The sequence below is a fragment of the Proteus sp. PR00224 genome, from assembly GCF_016238105.1.
Classification (GTDB): Bacteria; Pseudomonadota; Gammaproteobacteria; order Enterobacterales; family Enterobacteriaceae; genus Proteus.
On record NZ_JAEHQU010000006.1, the window covers coordinates 166,987 to 190,734 of the forward strand.

20 protein-coding genes are annotated in these 23,748 nt (G+C 39.2%); 7 read left to right on the forward strand and 13 right to left on the reverse strand.

Annotated elements, in window-relative coordinates:
- Positions 1 to 34: 34 nt before the first annotated feature.
- Together fabY and rluF are read left to right on the forward strand one after the other, a co-directional pair.
- The gene (gene fabY, locus JEP71_RS12065; RefSeq protein WP_100159682.1) at positions 35 to 949 is read left to right on the forward strand and encodes a fatty acid biosynthesis protein FabY; all 915 of its coding nucleotides are present in this window, start codon (positions 35 to 37) and stop codon (positions 947 to 949) included.
- Between the two features lie 183 nt (positions 950 to 1,132).
- A complete protein-coding gene (gene rluF / locus JEP71_RS12070) occupies positions 1,133 to 2,014 on the forward strand; it encodes a 23S rRNA pseudouridine(2604) synthase RluF (protein WP_098941675.1) in 882 nt (293 codons plus the stop codon).
- A gap of 88 nt (positions 2,015 to 2,102) precedes the next feature.
- On the opposite strand, the gene JEP71_RS12075 is transcribed toward rluF, so the two are convergent.
- From JEP71_RS12075 to JEP71_RS12090, 4 genes are all read right to left on the reverse strand, one after another.
- Positions 2,103 to 2,342, reverse strand: a complete 240-nt coding sequence (locus JEP71_RS12075; protein ID WP_198620076.1) for a hypothetical protein — start codon at positions 2,340 to 2,342, stop codon at positions 2,103 to 2,105.
- An 87-nt stretch (positions 2,343 to 2,429) separates the two neighbouring features.
- The gene (locus JEP71_RS12080) at positions 2,430 to 4,106 is read right to left on the reverse strand and encodes an AsmA family protein (protein WP_198626302.1); all 1,677 of its coding nucleotides are present in this window, start codon (positions 4,104 to 4,106) and stop codon (positions 2,430 to 2,432) included.
- A 100-nt stretch (positions 4,107 to 4,206) separates the two neighbouring features.
- Positions 4,207 to 4,761 (reverse strand): hypothetical protein, encoded by a 555-nt coding sequence (locus JEP71_RS12085; protein ID WP_198620074.1) that lies wholly within the window; start codon positions 4,759 to 4,761, stop codon positions 4,207 to 4,209.
- A gap of 157 nt (positions 4,762 to 4,918) precedes the next feature.
- Positions 4,919 to 6,310 carry a uracil-xanthine permease family protein gene (locus JEP71_RS12090; RefSeq protein ID WP_198620073.1) on the reverse strand — a complete coding sequence of 464 codons (1,392 nt, stop codon included), beginning with the start codon at positions 6,308 to 6,310 and terminating at the stop codon, positions 4,919 to 4,921.
- A 241-nt stretch (positions 6,311 to 6,551) separates the two neighbouring features.
- Between JEP71_RS12090 and gltS the strand changes: the two genes are divergently transcribed.
- Positions 6,552 to 7,769 carry a sodium/glutamate symporter gene (gene gltS, locus JEP71_RS12095; RefSeq protein WP_109374336.1) on the forward strand — a complete coding sequence of 406 codons (1,218 nt, stop codon included), beginning with the start codon at positions 6,552 to 6,554 and terminating at the stop codon, positions 7,767 to 7,769.
- 161 nt (positions 7,770 to 7,930) lie between these two features.
- Here the strand turns inward: gltS and recG are convergent, their stop codons facing one another.
- The 6 genes from recG to JEP71_RS12125 all read right to left on the reverse strand — a co-directional run bounded on the left by recG (position 7,931) and on the right by JEP71_RS12125 (position 14,780).
- Entirely contained in the window at positions 7,931 to 10,018 is a 2,088-nt protein-coding gene (gene recG / locus JEP71_RS12100; protein WP_198626303.1) for an ATP-dependent DNA helicase RecG, read from the reverse strand.
- 4 nt (positions 10,019 to 10,022) lie between these two features.
- Positions 10,023 to 10,745 carry a tRNA (guanosine(18)-2'-O)-methyltransferase TrmH gene (gene trmH / locus JEP71_RS12105; protein ID WP_198626304.1) on the reverse strand — a complete coding sequence of 241 codons (723 nt, stop codon included), beginning with the start codon at positions 10,743 to 10,745 and terminating at the stop codon, positions 10,023 to 10,025.
- 2 nt (positions 10,746 to 10,747) lie between these two features.
- On the reverse strand, positions 10,748 to 12,874 hold the full coding sequence (spoT, locus tag JEP71_RS12110; protein ID WP_196534064.1) for a bifunctional GTP diphosphokinase/guanosine-3',5'-bis pyrophosphate 3'-pyrophosphohydrolase: 2,127 nt from the start codon (positions 12,872 to 12,874) through the stop codon (positions 10,748 to 10,750).
- 29 nt (positions 12,875 to 12,903) lie between these two features.
- Positions 12,904 to 13,179: a DNA-directed RNA polymerase subunit omega gene (gene rpoZ / locus JEP71_RS12115; protein WP_006534607.1), complete on the reverse strand. Its 276-nt coding sequence runs from the start codon at positions 13,177 to 13,179 to the stop codon at positions 12,904 to 12,906.
- Positions 13,180 to 13,233: 54 nt separating this feature from the next.
- The gene (gene gmk / locus JEP71_RS12120; protein WP_006534608.1) at positions 13,234 to 13,857 is read right to left on the reverse strand and encodes a guanylate kinase; all 624 of its coding nucleotides are present in this window, start codon (positions 13,855 to 13,857) and stop codon (positions 13,234 to 13,236) included.
- Positions 13,858 to 14,162: 305 nt separating this feature from the next.
- The gene (locus JEP71_RS12125; RefSeq protein WP_088494339.1) at positions 14,163 to 14,780 is read right to left on the reverse strand and encodes a trimeric intracellular cation channel family protein; all 618 of its coding nucleotides are present in this window, start codon (positions 14,778 to 14,780) and stop codon (positions 14,163 to 14,165) included.
- A 136-nt stretch (positions 14,781 to 14,916) separates the two neighbouring features.
- Here JEP71_RS12125 and JEP71_RS12130 point away from each other — a divergent pair, with 136 nt between their 5' ends.
- The gene (locus tag JEP71_RS12130; RefSeq protein WP_198626305.1) at positions 14,917 to 16,203 is read left to right on the forward strand and encodes a DUF3748 domain-containing protein; all 1,287 of its coding nucleotides are present in this window, start codon (positions 14,917 to 14,919) and stop codon (positions 16,201 to 16,203) included.
- A 78-nt stretch (positions 16,204 to 16,281) separates the two neighbouring features.
- Here JEP71_RS12130 and JEP71_RS12135 read toward each other — a convergent pair whose 3' ends face one another.
- Positions 16,282 to 17,268: a DNA cytosine methyltransferase gene (locus JEP71_RS12135; RefSeq protein WP_198626306.1), complete on the reverse strand. Its 987-nt coding sequence runs from the start codon at positions 17,266 to 17,268 to the stop codon at positions 16,282 to 16,284.
- A 93-nt stretch (positions 17,269 to 17,361) separates the two neighbouring features.
- On the opposite strand from JEP71_RS12135, the gene JEP71_RS12140 reads away from it, so the two are divergent.
- A complete protein-coding gene (locus tag JEP71_RS12140) occupies positions 17,362 to 18,180 on the forward strand; it encodes a hypothetical protein (RefSeq protein ID WP_198626307.1) in 819 nt (272 codons plus the stop codon).
- Positions 18,181 to 18,268: 88 nt separating this feature from the next.
- Here the strand turns inward: JEP71_RS12140 and glyS are convergent, their stop codons facing one another.
- Both glyS and glyQ read right to left on the reverse strand, forming a co-directional pair.
- On the reverse strand, positions 18,269 to 20,341 hold the full coding sequence (gene glyS / locus JEP71_RS12145; RefSeq protein WP_198626308.1) for a glycine--tRNA ligase subunit beta: 2,073 nt from the start codon (positions 20,339 to 20,341) through the stop codon (positions 18,269 to 18,271).
- A gap of 9 nt (positions 20,342 to 20,350) precedes the next feature.
- Positions 20,351 to 21,256 (reverse strand): glycine--tRNA ligase subunit alpha, encoded by a 906-nt coding sequence (glyQ, locus tag JEP71_RS12150; RefSeq protein ID WP_004246832.1) that lies wholly within the window; start codon positions 21,254 to 21,256, stop codon positions 20,351 to 20,353.
- Positions 21,257 to 21,494: 238 nt separating this feature from the next.
- Between glyQ and JEP71_RS12155 the strand changes: the two genes are divergently transcribed.
- Together JEP71_RS12155 and JEP71_RS12160 are read left to right on the forward strand one after the other, a co-directional pair.
- Positions 21,495 to 22,079, forward strand: coding sequence for a DNA-3-methyladenine glycosylase I (locus tag JEP71_RS12155; protein WP_198626309.1), 585 nt, complete (start codon positions 21,495 to 21,497; stop codon positions 22,077 to 22,079).
- Between the two features lie 170 nt (positions 22,080 to 22,249).
- Positions 22,250 to 23,509, forward strand: coding sequence for a valine--pyruvate transaminase (locus tag JEP71_RS12160; protein ID WP_198626310.1), 1,260 nt, complete (start codon positions 22,250 to 22,252; stop codon positions 23,507 to 23,509).
- The last annotated feature ends 239 nt before the right edge of the window (positions 23,510 to 23,748 follow it).

A 23,748-nucleotide genomic window follows, 5' to 3' on the forward strand; every position in this document is an offset into this window, starting at 1 on the left:
TCAAACGTACAGTCGTGTTAAAAGGAGCTCAGATATGTACCATTTACGGACCCCAAAGACAGAGGCAGAATTTGATGCCTATTATGCTTTTCGCTGGGAAATGCTTCGTAAACCTCTACATCAACCTGAAGGCTCTGAAAAAGACGGTTATGACACTCTTGCTCATCATCAAATGGTTGTTGATGAAACAGGACAACCCGTTGCGATTGGGCGACTCTATATTAATGCCGACAATGAAGGTGCTATTCGCTTTATGGCGGTGCGTACAGATGCACAAGGTAAAGGTTTAGGCACATTAGTGGCTATGGCGCTAGAGTCGCTTGCTCGCCAAGAAGGTATAAAACGGATCGTGTGTAGTGCACGAGAAGAGTCTGTAAGCTTCTTTGAAAAGTTAGGTTATGAAAATTGTGGTTTAGTGACAGGTCCTCAAACGACACCCATTAAGCACTTTTTTATGAAAAAAAGTATTGAGTCTTTGGATGATATTCTTCATCGACCAGATTGGTGTGCAGAATTACAAAAACAATGGCATCAACATATTCCTTTAAGTGAAAAAATGGGATTACGTATTACTCAATACACAGGAACCCGTTTTTATACCACTATCCCTGAAGCAGGAAATCAAAATCCTCATCACACTATTTTTGCAGGTAGCCAATTTTCACTCGCAACATTAACAGGTTGGGGATTGATTTGGCTATTAATGCAAGAACATAAATTGCAAGGTGATATTGTGCTGGTGGATGCACATATTCGTTACCGCAAACCTGTATCAGGGCGTCCTGCTGCCGTTGCTGATATGGAAAATTTAAGTGGGGATTTAGGGCGACTAGCGAAGGGAAGCAAGGCACGTATTAAGTTGGACGTCGATATTTGTGGTGATGAAGGTGTCGGTGCTGTTTTTAGCGGTACTTATATTGTTTTACCTTCACAAAATAAGCAGTGCTAATTCAGCTATCTATCTTTAGAGTAACTTAAAGGGAAATCACTATTTTCTTTTGGGTTACCTTTTCTATTTTCTGCGTTTTTTATTAAAAAAACAGAGTATAAAAAATCTATTCTTGAATGCTGGTGTTATAGAGTTTCTATCGCTATCCAATTGATGTATATTTCGCAGTTTACGGAGGGAAGCATGGACACCAATTTATCTACTCGTCTTAATAAATATATCAGTGAAAGCGGGATCTGCTCACGTCGTGAGGCTGACCGTTATATTGAGCAAGGACTTGTCCTTATTAATGGCAAACGCGCTGGTATTGGCGATCAAGTATTTGCTGGCGATGAAGTCAAAGTCAATGGTCGATTGATTGAAGCACAGGATAACTCTGAGCTGGTTTTGATTGCGCTGAATAAGCCTGTGGGTATTGTGAGTACCACAGATGATGGCGAAAAAGATAATATTGTTGACTATGTTAACCACAGTACCCGTATTTTCCCAATTGGGCGTTTAGATAAAGATTCACAAGGATTGATTTTTCTGACCAACCACGGTGATTTAGTCAATAAAATCCTACGTGCAGGTAATGATCACGAAAAAGAGTACCTTGTGACAGTGAATAAGCCGATCACAGATGAATTTATTCATGGAATGGGTGCGGGTGTTCCTATCATGGGACAAAAAACCAAGAAATGTAAGGTCAAGAAAGAAGCGCCGATGGTGTTTCGTATTACCTTAGTTCAAGGATTAAATCGCCAAATTCGCCGTATGTGTGAATATTTTGGTTATGAAGTCACTAAGCTTGAACGCATTCGCATTATGAATGTAAGCTTATCGGGATTACCTGTTGGCGAATGGCGTGATCTGACCGATGATGAACTCATTACCTTATTTGAAGCGATTGAAAAATCGACTTCTGAAGCGCCACCAAAACCAAAGCAAAATAAGCCGAAAAAACAAATTAGTAGTAATGCGAAAGCATTGGGTATTCATATTCCTCAAACAAAAACCAAAGAAACGGAAAATAATTCCCGTAAGCGTTTTGTTCAGCCTGGTCGTAAAAAGAAAAAACGTTAATTTTATCTGTGAAAATGCGATAAAAAAAACACCTGAAAGGGTGTTTTTTTGTTTGTTCTATTTAAGACAAATTATTGCATCGATAAAATTAGTCTAAATTAAGCTCATTTAATTTATTTTGGCGACGTTCAAGTACGATCGCTGCAAGCTCTGCATCCATAACTCGCTCAATTAATACATCATAGTCTTCTTTAGAAAGGCAATAGAACAACGGAGTTTTATTGTCATCACACACAAGCAGTGTGCTGTTGTCTTCAAGTGCAGTTAAAGGAGATTGTTGAAACATATTTAAAGATATTTTTTCAGGGGAAAAATCTTCGTCAGACATGAAAACTCCACAATAAAGAAAAGGGCATTAGCGCATTGTAACGCTTTTTATAAAGGGAGCAATCCGTGCTCCTGCGAAAGATCAATATTATAGGTGATTAATTATCTCGCCATTTTGTATCACTGAGTTGAGTATTTGTTGTTCATCTTTACTTCCCGTTAATGTGCCATTAAGTGTTGATGCCACTGGGTTTGAACGTAAATCACCTTTCAATTTTAGTGTGAACTGGCCTATTTCATCAGAGTAGGTTGTTTTTAAACCTAATGTATAAGGCGTTGATAAAGGTACATTTAGACCATTAGCAATAAGTGAAAATTGGCGCTGTTGGTTAGATTGCACTAAACCTGCTGAACCTCGAACAATGCCATTACCAATAAATGCTGAATATTGCTCAACAATAGCGTTATCTTGTTGAGTGACAATTTTTAAATCAGGGCGACGTAATTCAATGCGATTTAACGTACCACTATCGGCATTTAATATGGCTGAACCTTGCCATAATCCCCATTCACCTTCTTTTGCAACCACTAAATTTCGCAGTTTTCCTGTTAAGTTGGTGAATTGGAATGGAAATTCTGGTGTGATATCAATCAAGATAGATTGATTGATAGATAACTGTTCGATAGTGATATTTTGAATATTACTCTTGTTATCTATTGGTTTAGCTAAAAAGTTGAGCCAATTTTCAGGTAGCGTATATAAAATGCCTGATAGTGTGGCGTCTTGGATAGTGATGGTTTTATTGTCTTTATTCCAATGACCAGCAAGCTTAATTAAGCCTTTTTCATAGCGTAGACTGAGGTTATCTAGATTAAGTTGATTGTTTTGCTGGTTGAGTTTTGCGATAAGATCAGTGAAGTGTTCATCTTGAAAAACAACGTCATTTGTATTGAGTTCACCAGTTGTAAATGAAAGAGCGTTATCCCAACTAAACTGAGAAAATTGCCCATCAAATCCACTGATTGCCCACTGTTTTCCTTCAGCAGTAAAATCAACAATATTGAGTGCTCTTATGCTAATACGGGGATATTCAGAGAGAGACTGAATTAATTCGTTAAAGGTTTGCGAGGATTGCCAGCGCAAGCCATTCATATAAACTTCATCAAATTTCCATTGATTATCTTGATATTGACCACTTAATGAAAGTGAACCACTGAGTAAGCGGGTGCCTAGTTTCTCTATTTGAATATTATCGGGTTGGTATTCACCGGAAATAATAAAGTTACTAAAATGATTGTTGTTTATTGAGCCTTCTGCAATCGAAAATTGGAAATGACCCGCACCAATAACATCATTTAATGTTGGTTTCCAAGGTGTAATACCACCTGTTATTTTGTCAGCATTAAACGTGATATCCACAGTATTGTTGCTCAATGCCATATTTTTAAATTGCAAAATATCAGCACTTAGTGGCATGGCTGGCGATTTACCAGTGAGCTTAATTGAACCGTTTTCTAAGGTGATTTTTTGTAGATGAGATGGTGTGGTAAAAAATTGCCAATTCAATCTAATTTGCGCTGATTTTGCCGATACTGTGGCTTTATCTTGTTTAGGATTAACGAGGAGATCATGAACAATGACTTGTTCGGGTTGCATAAGATCATGCTCAATACCTGAGAAGCGAATATCATAGTCAGTGTATTGTGTCAGCCATTCACTGGTTTTTTGCGCGCCCCACTGAGTCTGAATAAAAGCGTAAATTATAATAATAAATAAAATAACGATAAGTATCAGAGATACCAAACTTTTCATCAGCCAGCGCATAACCTTTCTCCTGTTTTATACTCCATCAAAACAGTATACAGTTATGCCTGAAAACTGAGCGATGCTCAAGTCATCATCGGATAAATCAAAGAGATTTTGCCTACTTATTAGTTATCTCGGATATCCTCGTGATCAAGCTTTGTGTATGTGGTGACGGCTTAGGTAATTTTTCTAAACACTTATTCACTTCTTTAAGTATTTCTATAACGGATTGAGAGTACTGGGTTTCTTCGACGGTTAATTTTCTTTGATGTAACTTATTACCGTAATTAATAAGTTGAGATATTAACTCATTAGGCTCGATATTTCCGGAGCGATAAACATCGTAGAGATTAGGTGTAGTACTGGATTGATTTTGTAAGTAATTAAATGAATATTGAAGGGCATCTGCTTTGTCTTTATTGGCAGGATTATTCAGGCATGGATTTATTAAAAACGTGTGTAAATCTATGTTGATATGCTTTAAGTTAAATTCAGCAACAGACTTATTTCCTAAATAAGCAAATTTATGGTCACTATTAAACAATGAAAGAATGGAATCTTTGAGATAAGTAAAAAATTGCCCAATAGTTTGTATATGAAAATCTTTAGTAGATGGGTGATTTTTTAAGTATTCAAGTGCAGTGTTTGTCATTGGGGTAAGAGGTATTGGCATCTTATTTTCCTTTGAATTTTAGTAAGAAGATGAATATTAATTACTGTAATTAAAAGGAAAAGGCTTTTATAAAAATGCCATTAGCCTAAAAGTAATAAATAAAGCGCTATTTTTTATTATGAAGATAGCGCTTTATTATTATGTTGCTAATTAATGATTATTTTTCTGGTGGAAAAATAAGATTTAAAATAATGGCAGTTAAACCACCAGCAGCAATACCTGAGGACAGCAATGTTTTTAGCCAATCCGGTGCAAACTGCAAGATTTGAGGCTGCTGTGAAACGCCCAATCCTACTGCAAGTGAAATCGCAAGGATCATGATGGCTCGGCGGTTTAGTGCTTCTTTGGAAACAATACGTACACCAGATGCAGCTATCGTACCGAACATAACTAATGTGGCTCCACCTAATACGGGTTCAGGAATTCTTTGCACAAATTCTGCAACGAATGGAAATAAGCCTAAGATAACGAGCATTGCGGCAACAACATAACCTACATAGCGACTTGCAACGCCTGTTAATTGAATAACGCCATTATTTTGACCAAAACAAGAATTTGGGAAGGTATTGAAAAATGCCGAAACCATAGAGTTAATTCCATTAGCCAATACGCCCCCTTTAATACGTTTCATATACAAAGGACCACTAACGGGTTGCTCTGAAACATCTGAAGTTGCTGTAATATCCCCAATGGTTTCTAGTGATGTGATCATAAACACCAGCATTAAAGGAATAAGCAAATGCCAATCAAATGACAACCCATAATAAAAGGGTTCAGGAATAGTCATGAAAGGTGTTTCTTGATGTTCTGCTGGTGTGGGCAACATATCTAAAGCCCAAGCAAGAACATAACCCACAGCCATTGCAATGACCAAAGAAGCAACGCGTAAATAAGGATTTTTTTGTCGATTAAGTAAAATAATAACAATAAGTACAGAGCCTGCTAATAACAGGTTTTGTGGTGAACCGAAGGTATTATTTTCAATGGCTGCATAACCACCACCAATAGAGGTTAATCCAACTTGAATTAAAGAGAGACCGATTATCATCACTACGACACCTGAAACTAACGGTGTAATGATGCGTCTTGCTAAATGAAGGACGCGAGAAAGGACGATTTCGGTTAATGAGGCAACCATTAATGTACCAAAAAGTGCCGCCATCATTGTTGGAATATCCGCCCCTCCATTTTTTAGCGCTAATCCGCCCATAATCAAAGGTGCGACAAAATTAAAGCTAGTACCTTGAATTGATAACAATCCTGAACCTATCGGTCCCCATGCCCGAATTTGAATAAGAGAGGCAATGCCTGATGCAAATAAAGACATGCTGATAATGCGTTGAGTATCATGTGCAGGTAATCCTAATGCTTGGCAAATGAGGATCGCAGGTGTGATAACCGCAACAAACATGGCTAAGAGATGTTGGCAAGCAGCAAAAAGTGTTTGTGGTAATGGCGGTTTCTCTTCTAAAGCAAAAAGAAGTTCGCTATTTTTTTTAATTGAAACGTCACTATTTTTAGGCAAATTTTGATTTTCTGAAGTAACCATGGTGTGAATTTCTTATTCGACAAAAACGGTATTTTAATGATCTGCGCCACAAAAGCAATCGTTTGCGTAAAAATGATGTTATCAAAATGCATAAGAGGTGCTCACATTTTTATATGTTTTAACTTGTGTTTGTCTCCGTTTTTTTTTCTAATCGGGGATACCTGCTTTTGGCGTTGTTTATGGATGAACTTAGCGTCGTAGTATTTTTATATAAAATTAACAAATAAGACGGGGTACATAAATGTATCATCTTGATGTTTATGGCACGCTGGTTGCGGCCACTTTGGTTCTCTTGATCGGACGTAAGTTAGTGAAATCTGTTCCTTTTTTAGAACGGTATACGATCCCAGAACCCGTTGCAGGTGGGCTACTTGTTGCTGTTCTTCTATTAGCATTCAAATCTTTTATGGACTGGGAAGTGAGTTTTGACCTCTCATTAAAAGATCCATTAATGCTGGCATTCTTTGCAACAATTGGTTTAAACGCAAACCTCGCAAGCTTAAAAGCGGGAGGAAAAGCGCTTTTTATTTTCATCTTTGTTGTTGTTGGACTGTTGTTAGTACAAAACACAGTCGGTATTGCATTAGCAGAAATGTTAGGTCTTGATCCATTAATGGGATTACTTGCTGGCTCGATTACATTATCGGGTGGTCATGGTACAGGGGCTGCTTGGGGTAAAACCTTTGTTGAAAATTATGGTTTTATGAGCGCGTCTGAAGTGGCGATGGCTTGTGCTACTTTTGGTTTAGTGTTAGGTGGATTGATTGGTGGCCCAGTTGCACGCTACTTAATCAAAAATATCCCAACGCCAGGATTAGGTGCTGACGACCATGAAATGCCAACAGCGTTTGAGAAGCCGACAACAGGCCGAATGATCACTTCAATGGTTTTATTAGAAACTATTGCGATGATCTCTATCTGTTTAATGGCAGGTACGTTCCTTTCTCAACTGTTAGAAGGTACAGCATTCTCATTACCGACCTTTGTGTGCGTTCTGTTTATTGGTGTTATTTTAAGTAATAGCCTTTCAATGCTTGGGTTCTACCGTGTTTTTGATAGAGCGGTATCAGTCTTAGGTAACGTGAGTTTATCGTTATTCTTAGCGATGGCATTAATGAGCTTGAAATTATGGGAGCTTGCGTCACTGGCGATACCAATGCTGGTTATCCTTGGTGTTCAAGCAGGTGTAATGGCACTGTATGCCATTTTTGTAACTTTCCGTGTCATGGGAAAAAACTACGATGCCGCGATTTTAGCAGCAGGTCACTGTGGCTTTGGTTTAGGTGCTACACCAACGGCGATTGCAAATATGCAAGCTGTAACAGACCGTTTTGGACCGTCTCATCTTGCGTTCTTGGTCGTACCTATGGTCGGTGCATTCTTTATTGATATTGTGAATGCAATAGTGATTAAACTGTATCTGATGCTACCGTTTTTTACGCCTATAGTTGCAGGGTAGTTTGGTTGCTATAAATTAAAAGAGTTTCAAAAACGTTAAAGAGCACCTCAATGTTGAATATCGACATTGAGGTGTTTTTCTATGTGTATTTAACTTACGAATATTTCAAGATCAACCCAAAGCGAGATGAAACGCACGCTAAGCCATGCAAAAAAGTAACCTTAAGCTTGGCTATATTGTGTCTTGGCAGGCAGCCAGCGTTCGATTAAGGCTTGAGAATGCTTAGGGTAGTGTTGATGCAGGTAACGAGCGATACGTTGAACTTCAGGAACAAGTCCTTGGTCGCGTAACAAGTCAGCGACTTTAAATTGTGCATTACCCGTTTGCTTAGTGCCTAAAAGCTCACCAGGACCACGAATTTCGAGATCTTTTTGTGCAATCACAAAACCATCATTGCTATCTCTTAATACCTGCAATCGCAAACGTGCTGTTTGAGTGAGTGGTGTTTTATATAACAAGACACAATGAGAGGCGATAGCGCCTCGGCCTACACGTCCACGTAATTGGTGTAACTGTGCGAGTCCCAGTCGTTCTGGGTTATCAATGATCATTAAACTTGCATTAGGTACGTCAACACCGACTTCAATCACTGTTGTCGCGACTAAAAGTTGAAGCTCATTTTCTTTAAATGCGGCCATTACAGCTTGTTTCTCTGCGGGTTTCATTCGCCCGTGTACCAATCCCACTTTGATTTCAGGGAGTGCGATTGTAAGCTCATCATAGATAACTTGAGCTGCTTGCGCTTCAAGAACATCAGAATCTTCAATTAAGGTACATACCCAATAGGCTTGTCGCTTTTCTTCTGTGCAAGACAGCCTGATGCGTTCAATAATGTCATTACGGCGAGTATCAGGGATAGCGACAGTAGTAACAGGTGTGCGCCCTGGTGGTAATTCGTCGATGATAGACGTGTCCATATCAGCATAGGCTGTCATCGCTAATGTTCGAGGGATTGGCGTTGCCGTCATCACTAATTGATGGGGATGAAAGCCTTGCTCTTCGCCTTTTTTCCACAACGCGAGACGTTGATGTACGCCAAAGCGGTGTTGCTCATCAATAATCACTAAGGCTAGAGAGTGAAACTTAACTTGTTCTTGGAATATAGCATGCGTTCCAATAATGATGGAAACGTCACCATTAGCAATGGCATTTTGCTGTGTTTCACGCGCTTTTCCTTTCTGTTTTCCTGCTAACCAACCCACTTGAATACCAAAAGGCTCAAACCATTTTTTAAAGGTTAATGCGTGTTGCTCTGCCAACAATTCTGTTGGTGCCATTAAAGCCACTTGTTTGCCATTAGCAATAGCACGCAATGCACTTAGTGCTGCAACTAAAGTCTTACCTGAACCTACATCCCCTTGGATCAACCGCATCATCGGATAGTCTTTTTCTAAATCTGTTTCTATTTCATGGACGACACGTTGTTGTGCATTCGTAGGGGTAAAGGGGAGTGACGATAGAAATTGTTGGCGTAACGTAGAGGTACTTGGCATAAACAATGGCTCTGCACGATAAGATTGTGCGCCAGCTCTTGCATTGAGCATACCTAGATTGTGGGCGAGTAATTCTTCAATAATTAGCCTTTTTTGCGCAGGGTGCTGTCCTTTCTCAAGCTCCGCAAAAGCGATATCAGGTGGAGGATTATGCAGAGTGCGTAATGCCGTGGCTAACGGAGGTAAACCGTGAATAAATTGTTCGGGCAATAATTCGTTAATAGCACAGGTATCGAGTAATTCTAAGGCTTGCTCTATTAATTTGCGTAGTGATGTTTGGCGTAAGCCTTCTGTTGTTGAATAGATGGGCGTGAGCGTTTCTTGCAGTTTAACTTCCGAACCTGCAACTTTGATTTTGTATTCAGGGTGAATAATTTCTGGTCCACGGCTTCCCCGTTTAACTTCGCCATAAGCAGTGACTTGTTTACTTTGAGCAAGGTTATTTTTCATTGCGGCAGTAAAGTTAAAAAAGCGAAGGGTTAAAATGCCAGAGCCATCAGAAATTTGGCAGGTCATCATTTTTCGTCGACCAAAAGTGACTTCGGTTCTTAGAATTTCACCTGAAACAGTGGCCGGAATGCCGGGAAGCAGATCGCTGATAGCATAGAGGTGTGTTTGATCTTCATAACGCAAAGGAAGGTGGAGTAACAAATCCTCAATAGTCACAAGCCCTATTTTTGCCAGCTTGTCTGCCTGACTTGCACCTACGCCGTGAAGAGTGGTTAAGGGGATTGCATCAAGCAGTTTTCCTTTCATGGGATCAATACTCCGTCTTTTTTAATTTCCTAAGTTGTTTTTGCGTCATTTGCATTTCTGCCCACCATGACTCAGGTGCTTCAATCTCACCGTTACCATTAATATAAGGGCGAGGCAGTCCTTTTCGACGAGAAACTTCTGCCAATACTGGGTATCCGCCTTCAAAGAGAAGAATTTGTTGTTCTTCTTCCGTTAAGGTGCTTTCTGTTCGATTATACATACCCGCAGCCTGACGTTGGCGTTGTGCTTCATATAAAATTAGTGCACTGGCGACAGAAACATTTAGGGATTGTACCATTCCCATCATCGGCACAATAATATCTTGATCTGCAAGCGCGATAGCATCTTGTGAGATACCCGTTTTTTCTTGCCCCATAATAATACAAGTCGGGCGTGTGTAATCAATCTCACGGAAATCAACCGCTTTATCTGAGAGATGAGTCGCAAGAACTTGCATACCTTGGGTGCGAAAGGCGCTAACTGCATCTGTAATCGTAGGATGAGTTTCTACATTGACCCAACTGTTACTCCCAGCCGCAGGTGAAACTAACATCCGCATTTTTTCTTCAGGCCAAATAGCATGAATTTTAGGAATACCCACAGCATCAGCTGTTCTTATAACAGCAGCAACATTATGGGATTTATGCACTTCTTCAAGGCAAACGGTAAGATCAGGCTGCCGCATCGCCATCATTTGGCAGATGCGGGCATATCGAATTGAATTCATGACTAGTTTTTATTACGGCTAACGCGCAGAACGTCTGGCATGATGCGAAGTTTACGCATGATATTGGCTAATTGAATTCTGTCTTTCGCGGTTAAGCGAATAAAAGCACAATACACGCGACCATCTTTCTCTTCGGTATTCATACTTTGAATACTCGAGTTTGCATCATTAATAGCTGCGGTTAAGTTTGCTAAAGCGCCTTGGTGGTTAATCATATCAACTTTAATTTCAGTGATGAAATCACTGTTGATCTCTTTATCCCACTCGACAGGCATGAATTTTTCAGGCTCTTTTTGGTAACCACGTATATTACGACAAGATTCATGGTGAATAACCAAACCTTTACCTGGGCTAATATGTGCAATGATAGGATCACCCGGAATAGGGCGACAACATTTAGCGAAGGAGATCAATACACCATCAGCACCTTTAATTGGGAGTTTAGGTGTTTCATCATTAGATGTTTCTGTTGGTGCGTTCTCATCTTGATTTTGACTATCAATCAATAAATTACGCGCAACAACAACGCTCATAGTATTACCTAAACCAATTTCAGCCATTAAGTCGTCGATTGAATGAAGCTTCATACGCTTCAACTCGCGCTCAATATTTTCAGCTGAAATATCAGCAAGCTTGTGCTCACCTAATGCGTGATTGAGTAAACGACGACCTAAATTAATAGAGTCTTCACGTTTTAGGTTTTTTAGAAGTTGTCGGATTTTAGAGCGAGCTCTTGAACTGACGACAAAGTTTAGCCAAGCTGCATTCGGTCTTGCACCCGGAGCAGTAATAATTTCAACCGTTTGTCCAGTACGTAGCGATTGTGAAAGTGGATAAGGTTGTCTATCAACCCTAGCACCCACACAGGCATGACCGATATCTGTGTGTACGGCATAAGCAAAATCGACAGGGGTTGCACTTGTTGGTAATTCAACAATGCGACCTTCTGGCGTGAAAACGTAGATTTCATCAGGAAAGAGATCTGATTTTACGTTCTCAATAAATTCAAATGAGCTACCTGCGCTTTGTTGCAATTCAAGTAAACTTTGCATCCAGCGTTGGGCTCTAACTTGTGCAGTTGTACCCGGTTGTTCACCTTGCTCTTTATAAGCCCAATGTGCTGCAACCCCCATTTCTGCCATTTGATCCATATCTTCAGTACGAATTTGTACTTCAACTGGCACTCCATGAGGGCCAATTAGTGAGGTATGAAGAGATTGATAGCCGTTGGCTTTTGGGATTGCAATATAGTCTTTAACTCGACCGGGACGAGGCTTATAAAGACTGTGCATTTGACCTAAAACGCGATAACAGGTATCGACTTCTTTCACGATAACGCGAAAGGCGTAAATATCCATGATCGAGTGAAAACGTTGCTCTTTTAACAACATTTTCCGATAGATAGAGTAAAGGTGTTTTTCGCGACCGTTAACTTTGCATTCGATATGCGCTTCTGTCAGGCGACCTTCAATTTCAGAGAGGATTTTATTAATCATCTCTTTACGGTTACCTCGAGCTGCTTTAACGACTTCTTTGATTACACGGTAGCGATTAGGATGTAGCGCCTCGAAACCCAGCTCTTCAAGCTCTGTTTTGATATGGTGTATACCTAAACGGTGTGCAAGAGGACTGTAAATTTCGAGTGTTTCTCGAGCAATACGGCGACGTTTATCTGGGCGTAATGATCCCAGTGTGCGCATATTGTGAGTTCGGTCTGCCAGCTTGATCAAAATGACGCGGATATCTTTTACCATCGCCATAATCATCTTACGGAAGTTTTCAGCCTGAGCCTCTTTTTTATCTCTAAACTTCAATTTATCAAGTTTAGAGACTCCTTCAACAAGATCGGCGACCGTACTACCAAAGAGGCTTTCGATATCTTGGAAGGTTGCAGGTGTATCTTCGATAACATCATGCAACAGCGCCGCCATCAGCGTTTGGTGGTCTAATCGCATATCTGCAAGAATACACGCAACCGCAACAGGGTGAGTAATATAAGGCTCACCACTTGAACGAGTTTGCCCCTCGTGGGCATTTCGGGCGACGATAAAGGCTTTTTTAAGTTGTTCGACTTGCTCCGATGGCAAGTATTTTTGAACGATTTGATTCAGGCTTTCAAACAGGTACAAGGCAGACCTACCCCTATTTTATAAAACGATTAACGACGACCTTCCGCAATCGCTGAAACAGCTTGTAATTCTGCTGCTTCTTGCTCTTGCTGCTCTTGACGTTCACGAGCATCAAGAATTTTACCGTTAATCAGGCCTTCTTCGATTTCACGTAGCGCGACAACAGTCATTTTATCATTTTCTTCTGGAACTAAAGGATCTTTAGCGCCAACTTGTAACTGACGCGCACGACGTGCTGCGACCAGAACGAGGTCAAAACGGTTACCAATTTTCTCTACAGCGTCTTGAACGGTTACGCGTGCCATATTTGTGTTACTCCACCATTAACGAAATGACTGGGCATAATACTGAAAGTTAACTCAGTCTGCCAATAATTTGCTGATTAAATCACCATGTCGTAGCGTTTGACGATCAAGGCGTAATTTTTCTGAACGAATAATTGATTGTAAATCAGCAAGCGCGGTATTGAAATCATCATTAATCAGCAAATAATCATACTCATTAAAATGTTCCATTTCCGATACAGCTTGTGACATACGTTTTGTAATCACTTCTTCGCTATCTTGCCCACGTCCACGAAGTCGGCGGTAAAGCTCTTCTTTTGACGGTGGCAGAATAAAAATACTGCGAGCTTCAGGCATCGCTTTACGCACTTGCTGTGCGCCTTGCCAGTCAATATCTAAAAAGACATCGACACCACTGGCTAAGATTTCTTTGATAACTTTGCCGGAAGTTCCGTAATAATTACCAAAAACACAAGCATGTTCGAGGAAATCCCCGCTGTCTATCATGCTTTTAAATTCTTCTTCAGTAACAAAGAAGTAATGTTCACCATGGCTCTCTCCCGGTCGCATTGGGCGGGTTGTATGAGAGACAGAAACCTGCGTGTCATATAAAGGCTGTGTTTTTAACAGCGCTTGAATAAGACTTGATTTACCCGCACCGCTTGGAGCGGAAACAATATAAAGTGTTCCTTGGATCATGATGACTTTCTGAATTTGACTGGAGAATTAAGTATAAATACATGTTTAGGGAGCAAATCCCCCATATAGTATACACATACAATGAATGACATACAGTGCCCATGTTTAATACAGGGCCATTTTTTTCTTATTACATTCTATTTTCTTAATATAGAAACAAGAGAAAAATTAAACTATGTCAATATTAACATACAATTAAAGGCTCAGTGATAGGAATTACCTTTTATCACAATAGCGAAAAGAGATTATATTTTGAGATACCCCACAGAATCAAAAAGAACCGCTGTCGTTAAAACAGCGATTCGTTAATCTTGATTCTCGTAATTAAAGACAGGTAAGCCCAATTTATAACGAATAGCGAGAAGTCGAGCTGTTAACCCAGCAATTAGGGTAATGATGATAATGACGTCTCTTGGTAACGGTGTATAAAACAGTAATCCCATATAAAGCCACGCAGCACCAAAAGCGATACCGGCATAAATCTCTTTTTGGAAAACAAGAGGAATGGTATTACAAAGCATATCTCTTAATACACCACCAAAAGCACCCGTAATCACCGCAGCAATAGCAGCAATAATTGGGCCATAGTCCATATCGAGTGCGATTTGTGCGCCGATAATAGAGAAAACCATTAGGCCAATGGCATCTAAGATAAGAAAGAGTCGCTGTAAGTGTTTCATCATAGGTGCAACCCACATGGTGATAACAGCAGCACATGCAACAGTGACGATATATTCGGGGTGTTTTACCCAACCCAGCGGGTAATGGCCGAGTAGAATGTCTCTGACAGATCCACCACCAATGGCAGTTGCAGAGGCGATAATAATTACGCCAAAAACATCCATTTTACGACGACCAGCAGCGAGTGCACCCGTCATGGCTTCTGCTGTAATACCAATAATATAGAGAACACTAAGTAACATGATTTTCTAATTTTCTGACTATTTAGTGAGGATAGAATAATTACCTTGCGAAAAAGTCTCGACTGAATTTTTTTAGTGCCAGGTAAAATTAATTAGTTTTTATAATGTGGAAATTTATTTCCCGATAAGGATAAATATGTCTTTTCAGGAACACCAGATTACGTTTGATAGCCGTCACCATCAGCTAACTAATATAAATGTTTGGACGCCAGATAGCCAGTGGTTAGCCTATGATGTACGTCCCAATGGGGGATCTTTTACAGGTCTAACCATAGAAAAAATTCATGCGAAAACAAAACAGCAACAGATCATTTACACAGCAACACAAGGGGCACATGCAGGGGTTGCGACAGTAAGCCCAACAGAGCCCGTACGTTATGCCTTTATTCATGGGCCAGAAAATCCAGATAATGAATGGCATTATGACTTCCATCATCGTCGTGGTGTGATTGTTGATGAGTCAGAAAATAATCGTGCATTTAATATTGATGCGTGTTCATTGACTTCACCTTATCAAGCGGGTGCATTGCGTGGCGGTACGCATGTTCATGTTTTTAGCCCTGATGGCACTCGTTTAAGTTTTACTTACAATGATCATATTATGCATGAACTTGGTAGTGAATATGATCAACGTAATGTAGCTGTCGCTGTGCCTCTCAAAGCGGTTAACGTCATTAAGAAACACCCTCGTGAATATGATGGTGAATACTTCTGTACAGTGATAAGCCAAACCGTGGCGCATCCACAAAAGGGAAGCGACGAAATTAATAAAGCTTATGAAGAGTGTTGGATTGGTACTCAAGGTTATACAAAAGCGGATGGTTCACAACAACGTTGGGCTATTGCATTTATCGGCGATACCGTGAGTGAAAATGGTGATAAAGTTTCTGATATTTTCTTAGTGGATTTACCCGATGATAATCATGCTTTTAGTATTGAAGGTGATAAACCACTAGCAGGAACCGACACAACAATGCCAGCAGTGGCTAAAGATATTTACCAAGTTCGCCTAACAAATACCGCAAATAGAAAATATGCAGGTGTTTTAAATCAGCCTCGTCACTGGTTAAGAAGCTCGCCACAAGGCGATGCGATTGCTTTTTTAATGAAAGATGATAACGGTATTGTGCAGTTATATACTGTTTCGCCAAGTACCAAGGAAGTGAAACAAATCACCTCACAACCATGGGATATTCAGTCTGCCTTTACGTGGAATAGTAACGGACAATATCTCACTTTTATTTGTGATAATAGCGTGATGCTATGTAATGCGAAAACGGGTGAGTTAACTCGATTAACAGAAAAAACAGTACAAGCACCGAGTAGTGATGCTGTCGTATTCTCTCCAAATGACCAATATATTGCATTTATGCGTGATGTTGATGGTTATCGTCAGATATTTACAGTAGAGACTGGGTTGTAGTTTTTAATAAAAAGGGTATCTAAATCATGGGATACCCTTACACTATAATAAAAGAATCTTTAATAAATTACTTCTGAATCAGAATATTTGTTCTTTGATTGAAGTTGCTATAATTTTAGCAAACTCTACAGGAACTGCATTGCCTACCATTTTATAACCATTATCTAGTGTAGTATAACTAAATATGAAATCATCAGGGAAAGTTTGAACCCTTGCACATTCACGAATAGACATTCGCCTATATAAATCTTTTTTTTCTGGAACAAATTCAAATTTATCTTTTGCTATTTTTATCATTTTAGGGGCATTTGGGTGTATGGGGGCATGCCTTCCACCTGCCTGTATAGTGAATGATTGTTCATCCCACCCTCTCACTCTATTCCTAGATAAAAAGATAGATGAAAAATCGCCAGTCATATATTCATGATTTGGGTACTGTATCTCTGGATTCTTCTTATTTTTATCTATAGCAGCTACTGCATTATCTTTTAGATCAAAAATGGCATCTTTTAATGTTAGTTTATTCTTTACTGCTTCTGGAAATATGAATTCTTTGTTGATTGAGTGATGTAATCCAACAATAATCAGTCTTTTTCTATCTTGAGGCACATTATAATCACTAGCATTTAGAAGCCTGTATGTGACGTTGTAGCCAGCTAATGAGAATTCGTTTAATATGTTAGACAATGCTATGCTATGCTTCGCATGTAAAATCCCTGATACATTTTCAGCAAGAAAAAACTTAGGTTGCTTGGCTTTTAAAAGGCGAATGTACTCATGAAATAATTGTCCTCTTTCATCATTGATCCCTCTACGAGCTCCTGCTTCAGACCAGCTTTGGCATGGTGGTCCTCCAATAAATCCATCAACATCTGGTATATCGTTAGGTTCAACTTTAGTTATGGAACGTTTATCGAGTAAACATTTTGGAAAGTTGATTTCATGTGTTTCCCAAATATTTTTATCGAATTCATTTGACCAAGCTAAATCAAAGCCAGCTAACTGGAAGCCGAGATCAAGACCTCCTGCACCTGAAAATAAAGTTGCTAATTTAATTTTACTCATACTCAATCCGCCTTGTGTTCATCTTTTTTATTATCACATGCTAAAAAGAAAAAGGCCAATTTATTTTTAATTCAAAAACAAGTGGATAGAATAATGTCGGAAAAAACAGATAAATTTGAAGATGATATTGTTAGTCAAATTAATACGGGGGATAAACTGCCATTAAAAATTCCTAAATGGTTAACTGATATTGGTGTTATCAGTGGAGCTACTGTTAGGGAGGCTAAGAGGTTAGGTTCTCTTGGAGAAAAAACAGATATTCTAATTACTTTTGAAACAGGGGCACCAATTAAAATTTCAGCAAAACTTAGTAGTGCTGATTATTTTGGTAATTGGTATTCACATAAAAGAATTATTTCAGAATTTGGTATTGATGCGTTTTATAAGTTAACTCAACATTGTACTAAGTGGGCCAATAGTTGGGTTAAACAACCTAGTGCATCTTTTTTTATTGGTGTTAGTGTTTGTTTTGGCAAAAGGACTGGACAAACAGGGGAAGAATTCACATCTGTTTTTAGTTATGAAGACATAAAAAAAATTGTTGCTGGAGATGGTTCTGGAGATGGAGTAGCCAACTGTCTGTTAGTTAGCGATGATGTGCCAAACAGTTTAGTTGATTTGATCAGTAAAATTAGACCAATAGATCAACATACCTTAATGGATATTAGTAGTAACTTTAAGGTTATATATCGACCTATCAATACGCAAACCGAGAGAAGTAATCGAGGAAAGTGTATATATGCTCAGTATATTCCAAATCAAAAGTTGCCTGAGTTAACTAGTGTCTTCAATATACAACAAATAAGGGAATTAGGGCAGTTTTGTGAAGTTGAACCAAATAGCTTAAATCATAATAATTTAGCTAAATTACTTAAATCACAGTTCAATATAGATATACCATTAAAAAAATAACTAATCTATTGTTCATATCCATCCATAAAGCTATAAAAAACAGGCATTGCTTTCACAATGCCGGTTTACGTATTTTGAGCTTTACAACTTATTGTAAAACAGAAATATCTGCGACTTTTAAGAACAGTTCACGCAATTGACTTAACATGGTTAAACGGTTGATACGAACAGCCTCGTCTTCATCCATTACCATGACTTTATCAAAGAAGTTATTGACCACATCACGTAATGAGGCCAGTTCAACTAATGCTTCTTGATATTGGCGTTCTGCAAATAAAGGTGCCAATTTATCTTGTAATACAGAAAGATTAGCCGCTAATTGAACTTCTTCTGGTGCTTTTAAGACGGAAGCTAAAACGGTGTCATTTAGTTTTACATCAGCTGATTTAGCTAAGATATTGGAAACACGTTTATTGGCTTCTGCTAATGCAGAGGCTTCCTCTAATGTGCGGAAATAAGTTACTGCTTTAACGCGAGCATTGAAGTCAGCTGGCTGTGTTGGACGACGTGCCAATACAGCTTGAATAGTGTCAATGCTGTAACCCAGTTCTTGATACCAAGAACGGAAACGACCTAACATAAATTCGACCACATCACTGACCACATTTTTATTAGTCAGTTTGTCACCGTAAAGGCGAACCGCTTCTTGAGTCAGCTCTTCAATATCTAACGGTAAATCTTGCTCAACGATAATACGTAAAACACCCAGTGATGCACGACGTAGAGCAAATGGGTCTTTATCCCCTTTAGGATGTTGACCAATACCGAAAATACCCGCAAGTGTATCCATCTTCTCTGCAATAGCGAGGGCGCTAGCAACAGGATTAGAAGGTAATTCATCACCCGCGAAACGAGGCTGATATTGTTCTTTCAATGCAACTGCGACTTCTTCGGCTTCACCATCATGACGCGCATAATGCATACCCATAACACCTTGGGTATCTGTGAATTCGAACACCATATTGGTCATTAAGTCACATTTTGACAGTAAACCTGCACGGGTTGCTTTATTAACATCAGCACCCATTTTGCCCGCAATAAAGCCAGCTAATGCTTGAATACGGTCAGTTTTATCACGCAGTGTGCCTAAATCTTTTTGGAATAATACGGTTTCAAGGCGTGGTAAGTTATCTTCTAAACGTTGTTTACGGTCAGTTTTAAAGAAGAACTCGGCATCAGCTAAGCGAGGACGTACCACTTTTTCGTTACCGCTAATGATCTGCTGTGGATCAGAAGATTCAATATTAGTGACGAAAATAAAGTTTGGTAATAATCCACCTTGTTTGTTATAAACAGGGAAGTATTTTTGGTCACCTTTCATGGTATAAACCAGTGCTTCAGCAGGAACTTCAAGGAATTTTTCCTCAAATTTTGCTGTTAACACAACCGGCCATTCGACCAATGAAGTGACTTCTTCGACTAAGCTATCGCTTAAATCTGCAATACCGCCAAGTTTTTCAGCCGCAAGGCGAGCGTCATGAAGAATAATTGATTTACGCGTTTCGTAATCAGCAATCACTTTTCCGCGCTCATACAGAATTTCAGGATATTGATCCGCATTATCAATAGTGAATTCAGCTTCACCCATAAAGCGGTGACCACGAATAACGCGATCGCTTTGGATACCTAAAATTTCACCATCAATAACAGTATCACCTAATAATAAGGTGACAGTATGAACAGGGCGTACAAAGTGAGTTTCTTTATCGCCCCAGCGCATTAATTTTGGAATTGGTAATTTTGATAACGCATTGCTTACCATGCCAATCAGTAATTGGTTAACTGCTTCACCTTTTACTTCTGCACGATAAAATAACCATTCGCCTTTATCTGTTGATAAGCGCTCTGCTTGATCAACAGTAATGCCATTACCTCTTGCCCAACCTTCAGCTGCTTTTGTTGGTTTACCATCAGCATCAAATGCTTGAGCAATCGCAGGACCACGTTTTTCAATGGTTCTATCTGCTTGTGATTTTGCCATATTGGCCACTTTAATGGCTAAACGGCGAGGAGCTGCAAACCAAGATACATCACCATGAGTGATATTTGCGTTATCCAGTTCAGCAGTAAAATTAGCAGCAAAAGATTCGGCTAAAGAACGAAGCGCTTTCGGCGGTAATTCTTCTGTGCCGATTTCCACGAGGAAAGTCTCAGTTGTCATGATAGCCTCTTACTTTTTACACATAGGGAAACCAAGCGCTTCACGAGAAGCATAATATGCTTCAGCAACTGCTTTGGTTAAAGTACGGATACGTAAAATATAACGCTGGCGCTCTGTCACAGAGATAGCTTTACGTGCATCCAATAGGTTAAAGGTGTGTCCTGCTTTTAAAATACGTTCATAGGCAGGTAAAGGCAGAGGTTTTTCTAACTCTAACAACTCACGAGCTTCTTTTTCATATTGCTCAAAGCAAGAGAACAGGAAGTCTACGTCTGCGTATTCAAAGTTATAGGTTGATTGCTCAACTTCGTTTTGATGATAGATATCACCATAGGTGGTTTTACCTAATGGGCCATCACACCAAACTAAGTCATAAACGCTATCAACACCTTGAATATACATGGCAAGACGTTCTAAACCGTAAGTGATTTCACCCGTAACAGGTTTGCACTCTAATCCACCAACTTGTTGGAAATAGGTAAACTGCGTCACTTCCATGCCGTTGAGCCAAACTTCCCAGCCTAAGCCCCAAGCACCTAAAGTTGGGTTTTCCCAGTTATCTTCAACAAAACGAATATCATGAATTGTTGGGTCTAAACCTAATTCTCTTAATGAGCCAAGATAAAGTTCCTGAATATTATCAGGTGATGGCTTAATGATAACTTGGAATTGGTAATAGTGCTGTAAGCGGTTAGGGTTTTCACCGTAACGTCCATCTGTTGGACGACGAGAAGGCTGTACATAAGCCGCAGCGATAGGCTCTGGACCTAATGCTCGTAAACAAGTCATTGGGTGCGATGTGCCTGCGCCCACTTCCATATCTAATGGTTGGACAATGGTACAGCCCTGGCGAGCCCAGTAATCCTGCAGTGTCAGGATAAGACCTTGAAAGGTTTTGGTATCAAACTTTTGCATGTTATATCCGCATGGCGATACATAGAATAAAAAGAAAGGTTTCAGTATACCTTCTAGACGAAAGATATACAGCAAGGAATGCGGGCAATTTTCCCTCGATCAAAAAAATAATCCCTTAATTGAGTTTATGACTATGCTCAAAGAATTAGATTGAATTTTTTTTCACCTATTTACATGTATATTTATACAGTATATAAAATGGTACTATTAAAAGTTATTGGTAACAAGGAATGAAAAAATGAATAAGTGGCGTTGCGATTGGGTAACCAGTGATCCTGAATATTTGGCATATCATGACGAAGAATGGGGTAAACCTGAACGAGATAAGTACAAGCTTTTTGAAATGATCTGCCTTGAAGGCCAACAAGCAGGGCTATCTTGGTATACCGTGCTTAAGAAAAGAGAAGGTTTTCGTCGTTGTTTTTTTGATTTTTCACCTGAAAAAATTGCCAAAATGACAGATAAGGATGTTGAGACCTTATTACAAAATCCCGCAATTATTCGTCATCAAGGAAAAATTAACGCCATTATTAATAACGCACGTATTTTTATGGCAATGGAAGAACAAGGTGAAGACTTTAGTCAGTTTATTTGGCAATTTATTGATAATAAACCCATTATTAATCAGTGGAACGATATTTCTCAGGTACCCGCATCAACTGACATCTCAGATAAAATGGCTAAAGCCTTAAAGAAAAAAGGCTTCAAATTTGTTGGCACAACAACTTGCTACGCTTTTATGCAAGCCGTTGGTATGGTAAATGACCATATTCTCTCTTGTTTTTGTCGCCAAGAAGAGAATAAAAACACTAATAAAAAGTAAAATATGAGTTGAGTTATCTTTAATTTGAGATGTAATTGGATTTATATTTCAATATTTTCATCTGTATTAATATTGTTGTTTTATGATTTTGATTATAACTATTGATGCAGATTAAAGCTCGCGGTATGGTGTTTCTTAACGAGAAAACAACATAGAAGATACCTGCAAAGATGACTCAACTATCACAATTTGGGCAAAAGTTTGCCCAGCATTCAGGCATTGCTCGCTTGATGCAAGACTTAAATGAAGGTATTCGCACACCTGGCGCAGTGATGCTCGGGGGGGGAAATCCTGCTCATATTCCTGAAATGGATAATTATTTTCGTCAATTACTTAAAGAGATGACAGAAAATGGCTCATTAAGTGATGCGGTTTGTAACTATGATGGCCCGCAAGGTAAAGATGCCATGTTACAAGCGCTGGCGGCATGTTTAAAAGAGAAGCTAGGCTGGAATATTTCGGCGAAAAATATTGCACTAACTAATGGCAGCCAAAGTGCTTTTTTCTATCTGTTTAATTTATTAGGTGGCACAACCAAGGATGGGAAAAAACGTAAAATTCTTTTCCCAATCGCCCCTGAATACATTGGTTATACTGATTCTGGATTAGAAGAAGATCTGTTTGTTGCGAATAAGCCAACAATAGAAATGTTGCCGAATGGGCAATTTAAATATCATGTTGATTTTGCTCATCTTGAAATCAGTGATGATATTGCGGCTATTTGTGTTTCGAGACCAACAAACCCAACGGGTAATGTTATTACAGATGACGAAGTTGAAAAGCTAGGGGCTTTAGCTAAACGGCACAATATCCCTCTGATTATAGATAATGCTTATGGTGTTCCTTTTCCGGGTATTATTTTTACTCAAGCAACACCTCGTTGGAATGACAACACTATCCTTTGCATGAGTCTATCTAAGTTAGGCTTACCAGGAGCGCGTTGTGGCATTATTATTGCCAGTGAAGAGCTGATTTCAGCCATTACAAATGTTAACGGCATTATTAGCCTCGCACCCGGTGGAATTGGGCCTGCAATGGCATTAGAAATGCTAAAACGCGATGATTTAATGCGGTTATCCCAAGACGTGATAGGGCCTTTCTATCATCAACGAGTACTTGAAACTATTCATATTATTCGCCGCTATTTACCTGAAGAACGTTGTCTTATTCATAAGCCTGAAGGTGCAATCTTTTTATGGCTTTGGTTTAAAGACTTACCTGTTTCTTGTGAAGAGCTTTATCGTCGTTTGAAAAAACGTGGCGTATTAATGGTGCCGGGACATTACTTCTTTCCGGGATTAGAAGATTCATGGGATCACGCTCATCAATGTATGCGAATGAATTACGTACCTGAGCCTGAATTGATTGAGAAAGGAATAAAAATTCTGGCTGAAGAAATCGAGAATATCTATCAGCCAGTGAATATCTAATAAAAATGCCCCTTCAGCGAGAAGAAGGGGCAAAGACAATAACGAGGACTTTTGAGCATAAGTTTGACGGAAAGAAATTGATTACTAAAAATTTAGCAATCCGTCTCAATCTAAATTTCTTAGCACGAGAACTATTAAAACAGATATTTATAAAATCTATGGCTTAAATAAGAGCCATTCATTGCCTTAATTATCCCTCTGCTAAGCTAAATGTGGATTTTGATAACAAACTTGGCTCA

Excerpts from the sequence above, each read along its gene's own strand:
- gmk (WP_006534608.1), bottom strand. The coding sequence starts at position 13,857 with ATGATCCAAGGAACACTTTATATTGTTTCCGCTCCAAGCGGTGCGGGT.
- JEP71_RS12160 (WP_198626310.1), top strand. The coding sequence starts at position 22,250 with ATGACTCAACTATCACAATTTGGGCAAAAGTTTGCCCAGCATTCAGGC.
- gltS (WP_109374336.1), top strand. The coding sequence starts at position 6,552 with ATGTATCATCTTGATGTTTATGGCACGCTGGTTGCGGCCACTTTGGTT.
- glyS (WP_198626308.1), bottom strand. The coding sequence starts at position 20,341 with ATGACAACTGAGACTTTCCTCGTGGAAATCGGCACAGAAGAATTACCG.
- fabY (WP_100159682.1), top strand. The coding sequence starts at position 35 with ATGTACCATTTACGGACCCCAAAGACAGAGGCAGAATTTGATGCCTAT.
- rluF (WP_098941675.1), top strand. The coding sequence starts at position 1,133 with ATGGACACCAATTTATCTACTCGTCTTAATAAATATATCAGTGAAAGC.
- JEP71_RS12130 (WP_198626305.1), top strand. The coding sequence starts at position 14,917 with ATGTCTTTTCAGGAACACCAGATTACGTTTGATAGCCGTCACCATCAG.
- JEP71_RS12155 (WP_198626309.1), top strand. The coding sequence starts at position 21,495 with ATGAATAAGTGGCGTTGCGATTGGGTAACCAGTGATCCTGAATATTTG.
- JEP71_RS12075 (WP_198620076.1), bottom strand. The coding sequence starts at position 2,342 with ATGTCTGACGAAGATTTTTCCCCTGAAAAAATATCTTTAAATATGTTT.
- trmH (WP_198626304.1), bottom strand. The coding sequence starts at position 10,745 with ATGAATTCAATTCGATATGCCCGCATCTGCCAAATGATGGCGATGCGG.
- JEP71_RS12135 (WP_198626306.1), bottom strand. The coding sequence starts at position 17,268 with ATGAGTAAAATTAAATTAGCAACTTTATTTTCAGGTGCAGGAGGTCTT.
- JEP71_RS12080 (WP_198626302.1), bottom strand. The coding sequence starts at position 4,106 with ATGCGCTGGCTGATGAAAAGTTTGGTATCTCTGATACTTATCGTTATT.
- glyQ (WP_004246832.1), bottom strand. The coding sequence starts at position 21,256 with ATGCAAAAGTTTGATACCAAAACCTTTCAAGGTCTTATCCTGACACTG.
- rpoZ (WP_006534607.1), bottom strand. The coding sequence starts at position 13,179 with ATGGCACGCGTAACCGTTCAAGACGCTGTAGAGAAAATTGGTAACCGT.
- JEP71_RS12085 (WP_198620074.1), bottom strand. The coding sequence starts at position 4,761 with ATGCCAATACCTCTTACCCCAATGACAAACACTGCACTTGAATACTTA.
- JEP71_RS12090 (WP_198620073.1), bottom strand. The coding sequence starts at position 6,310 with ATGGTTACTTCAGAAAATCAAAATTTGCCTAAAAATAGTGACGTTTCA.
- JEP71_RS12140 (WP_198626307.1), top strand. The coding sequence starts at position 17,362 with ATGTCGGAAAAAACAGATAAATTTGAAGATGATATTGTTAGTCAAATT.
- JEP71_RS12125 (WP_088494339.1), bottom strand. The coding sequence starts at position 14,780 with ATGTTACTTAGTGTTCTCTATATTATTGGTATTACAGCAGAAGCCATG.
- recG (WP_198626303.1), bottom strand. The coding sequence starts at position 10,018 with ATGAAAGGAAAACTGCTTGATGCAATCCCCTTAACCACTCTTCACGGC.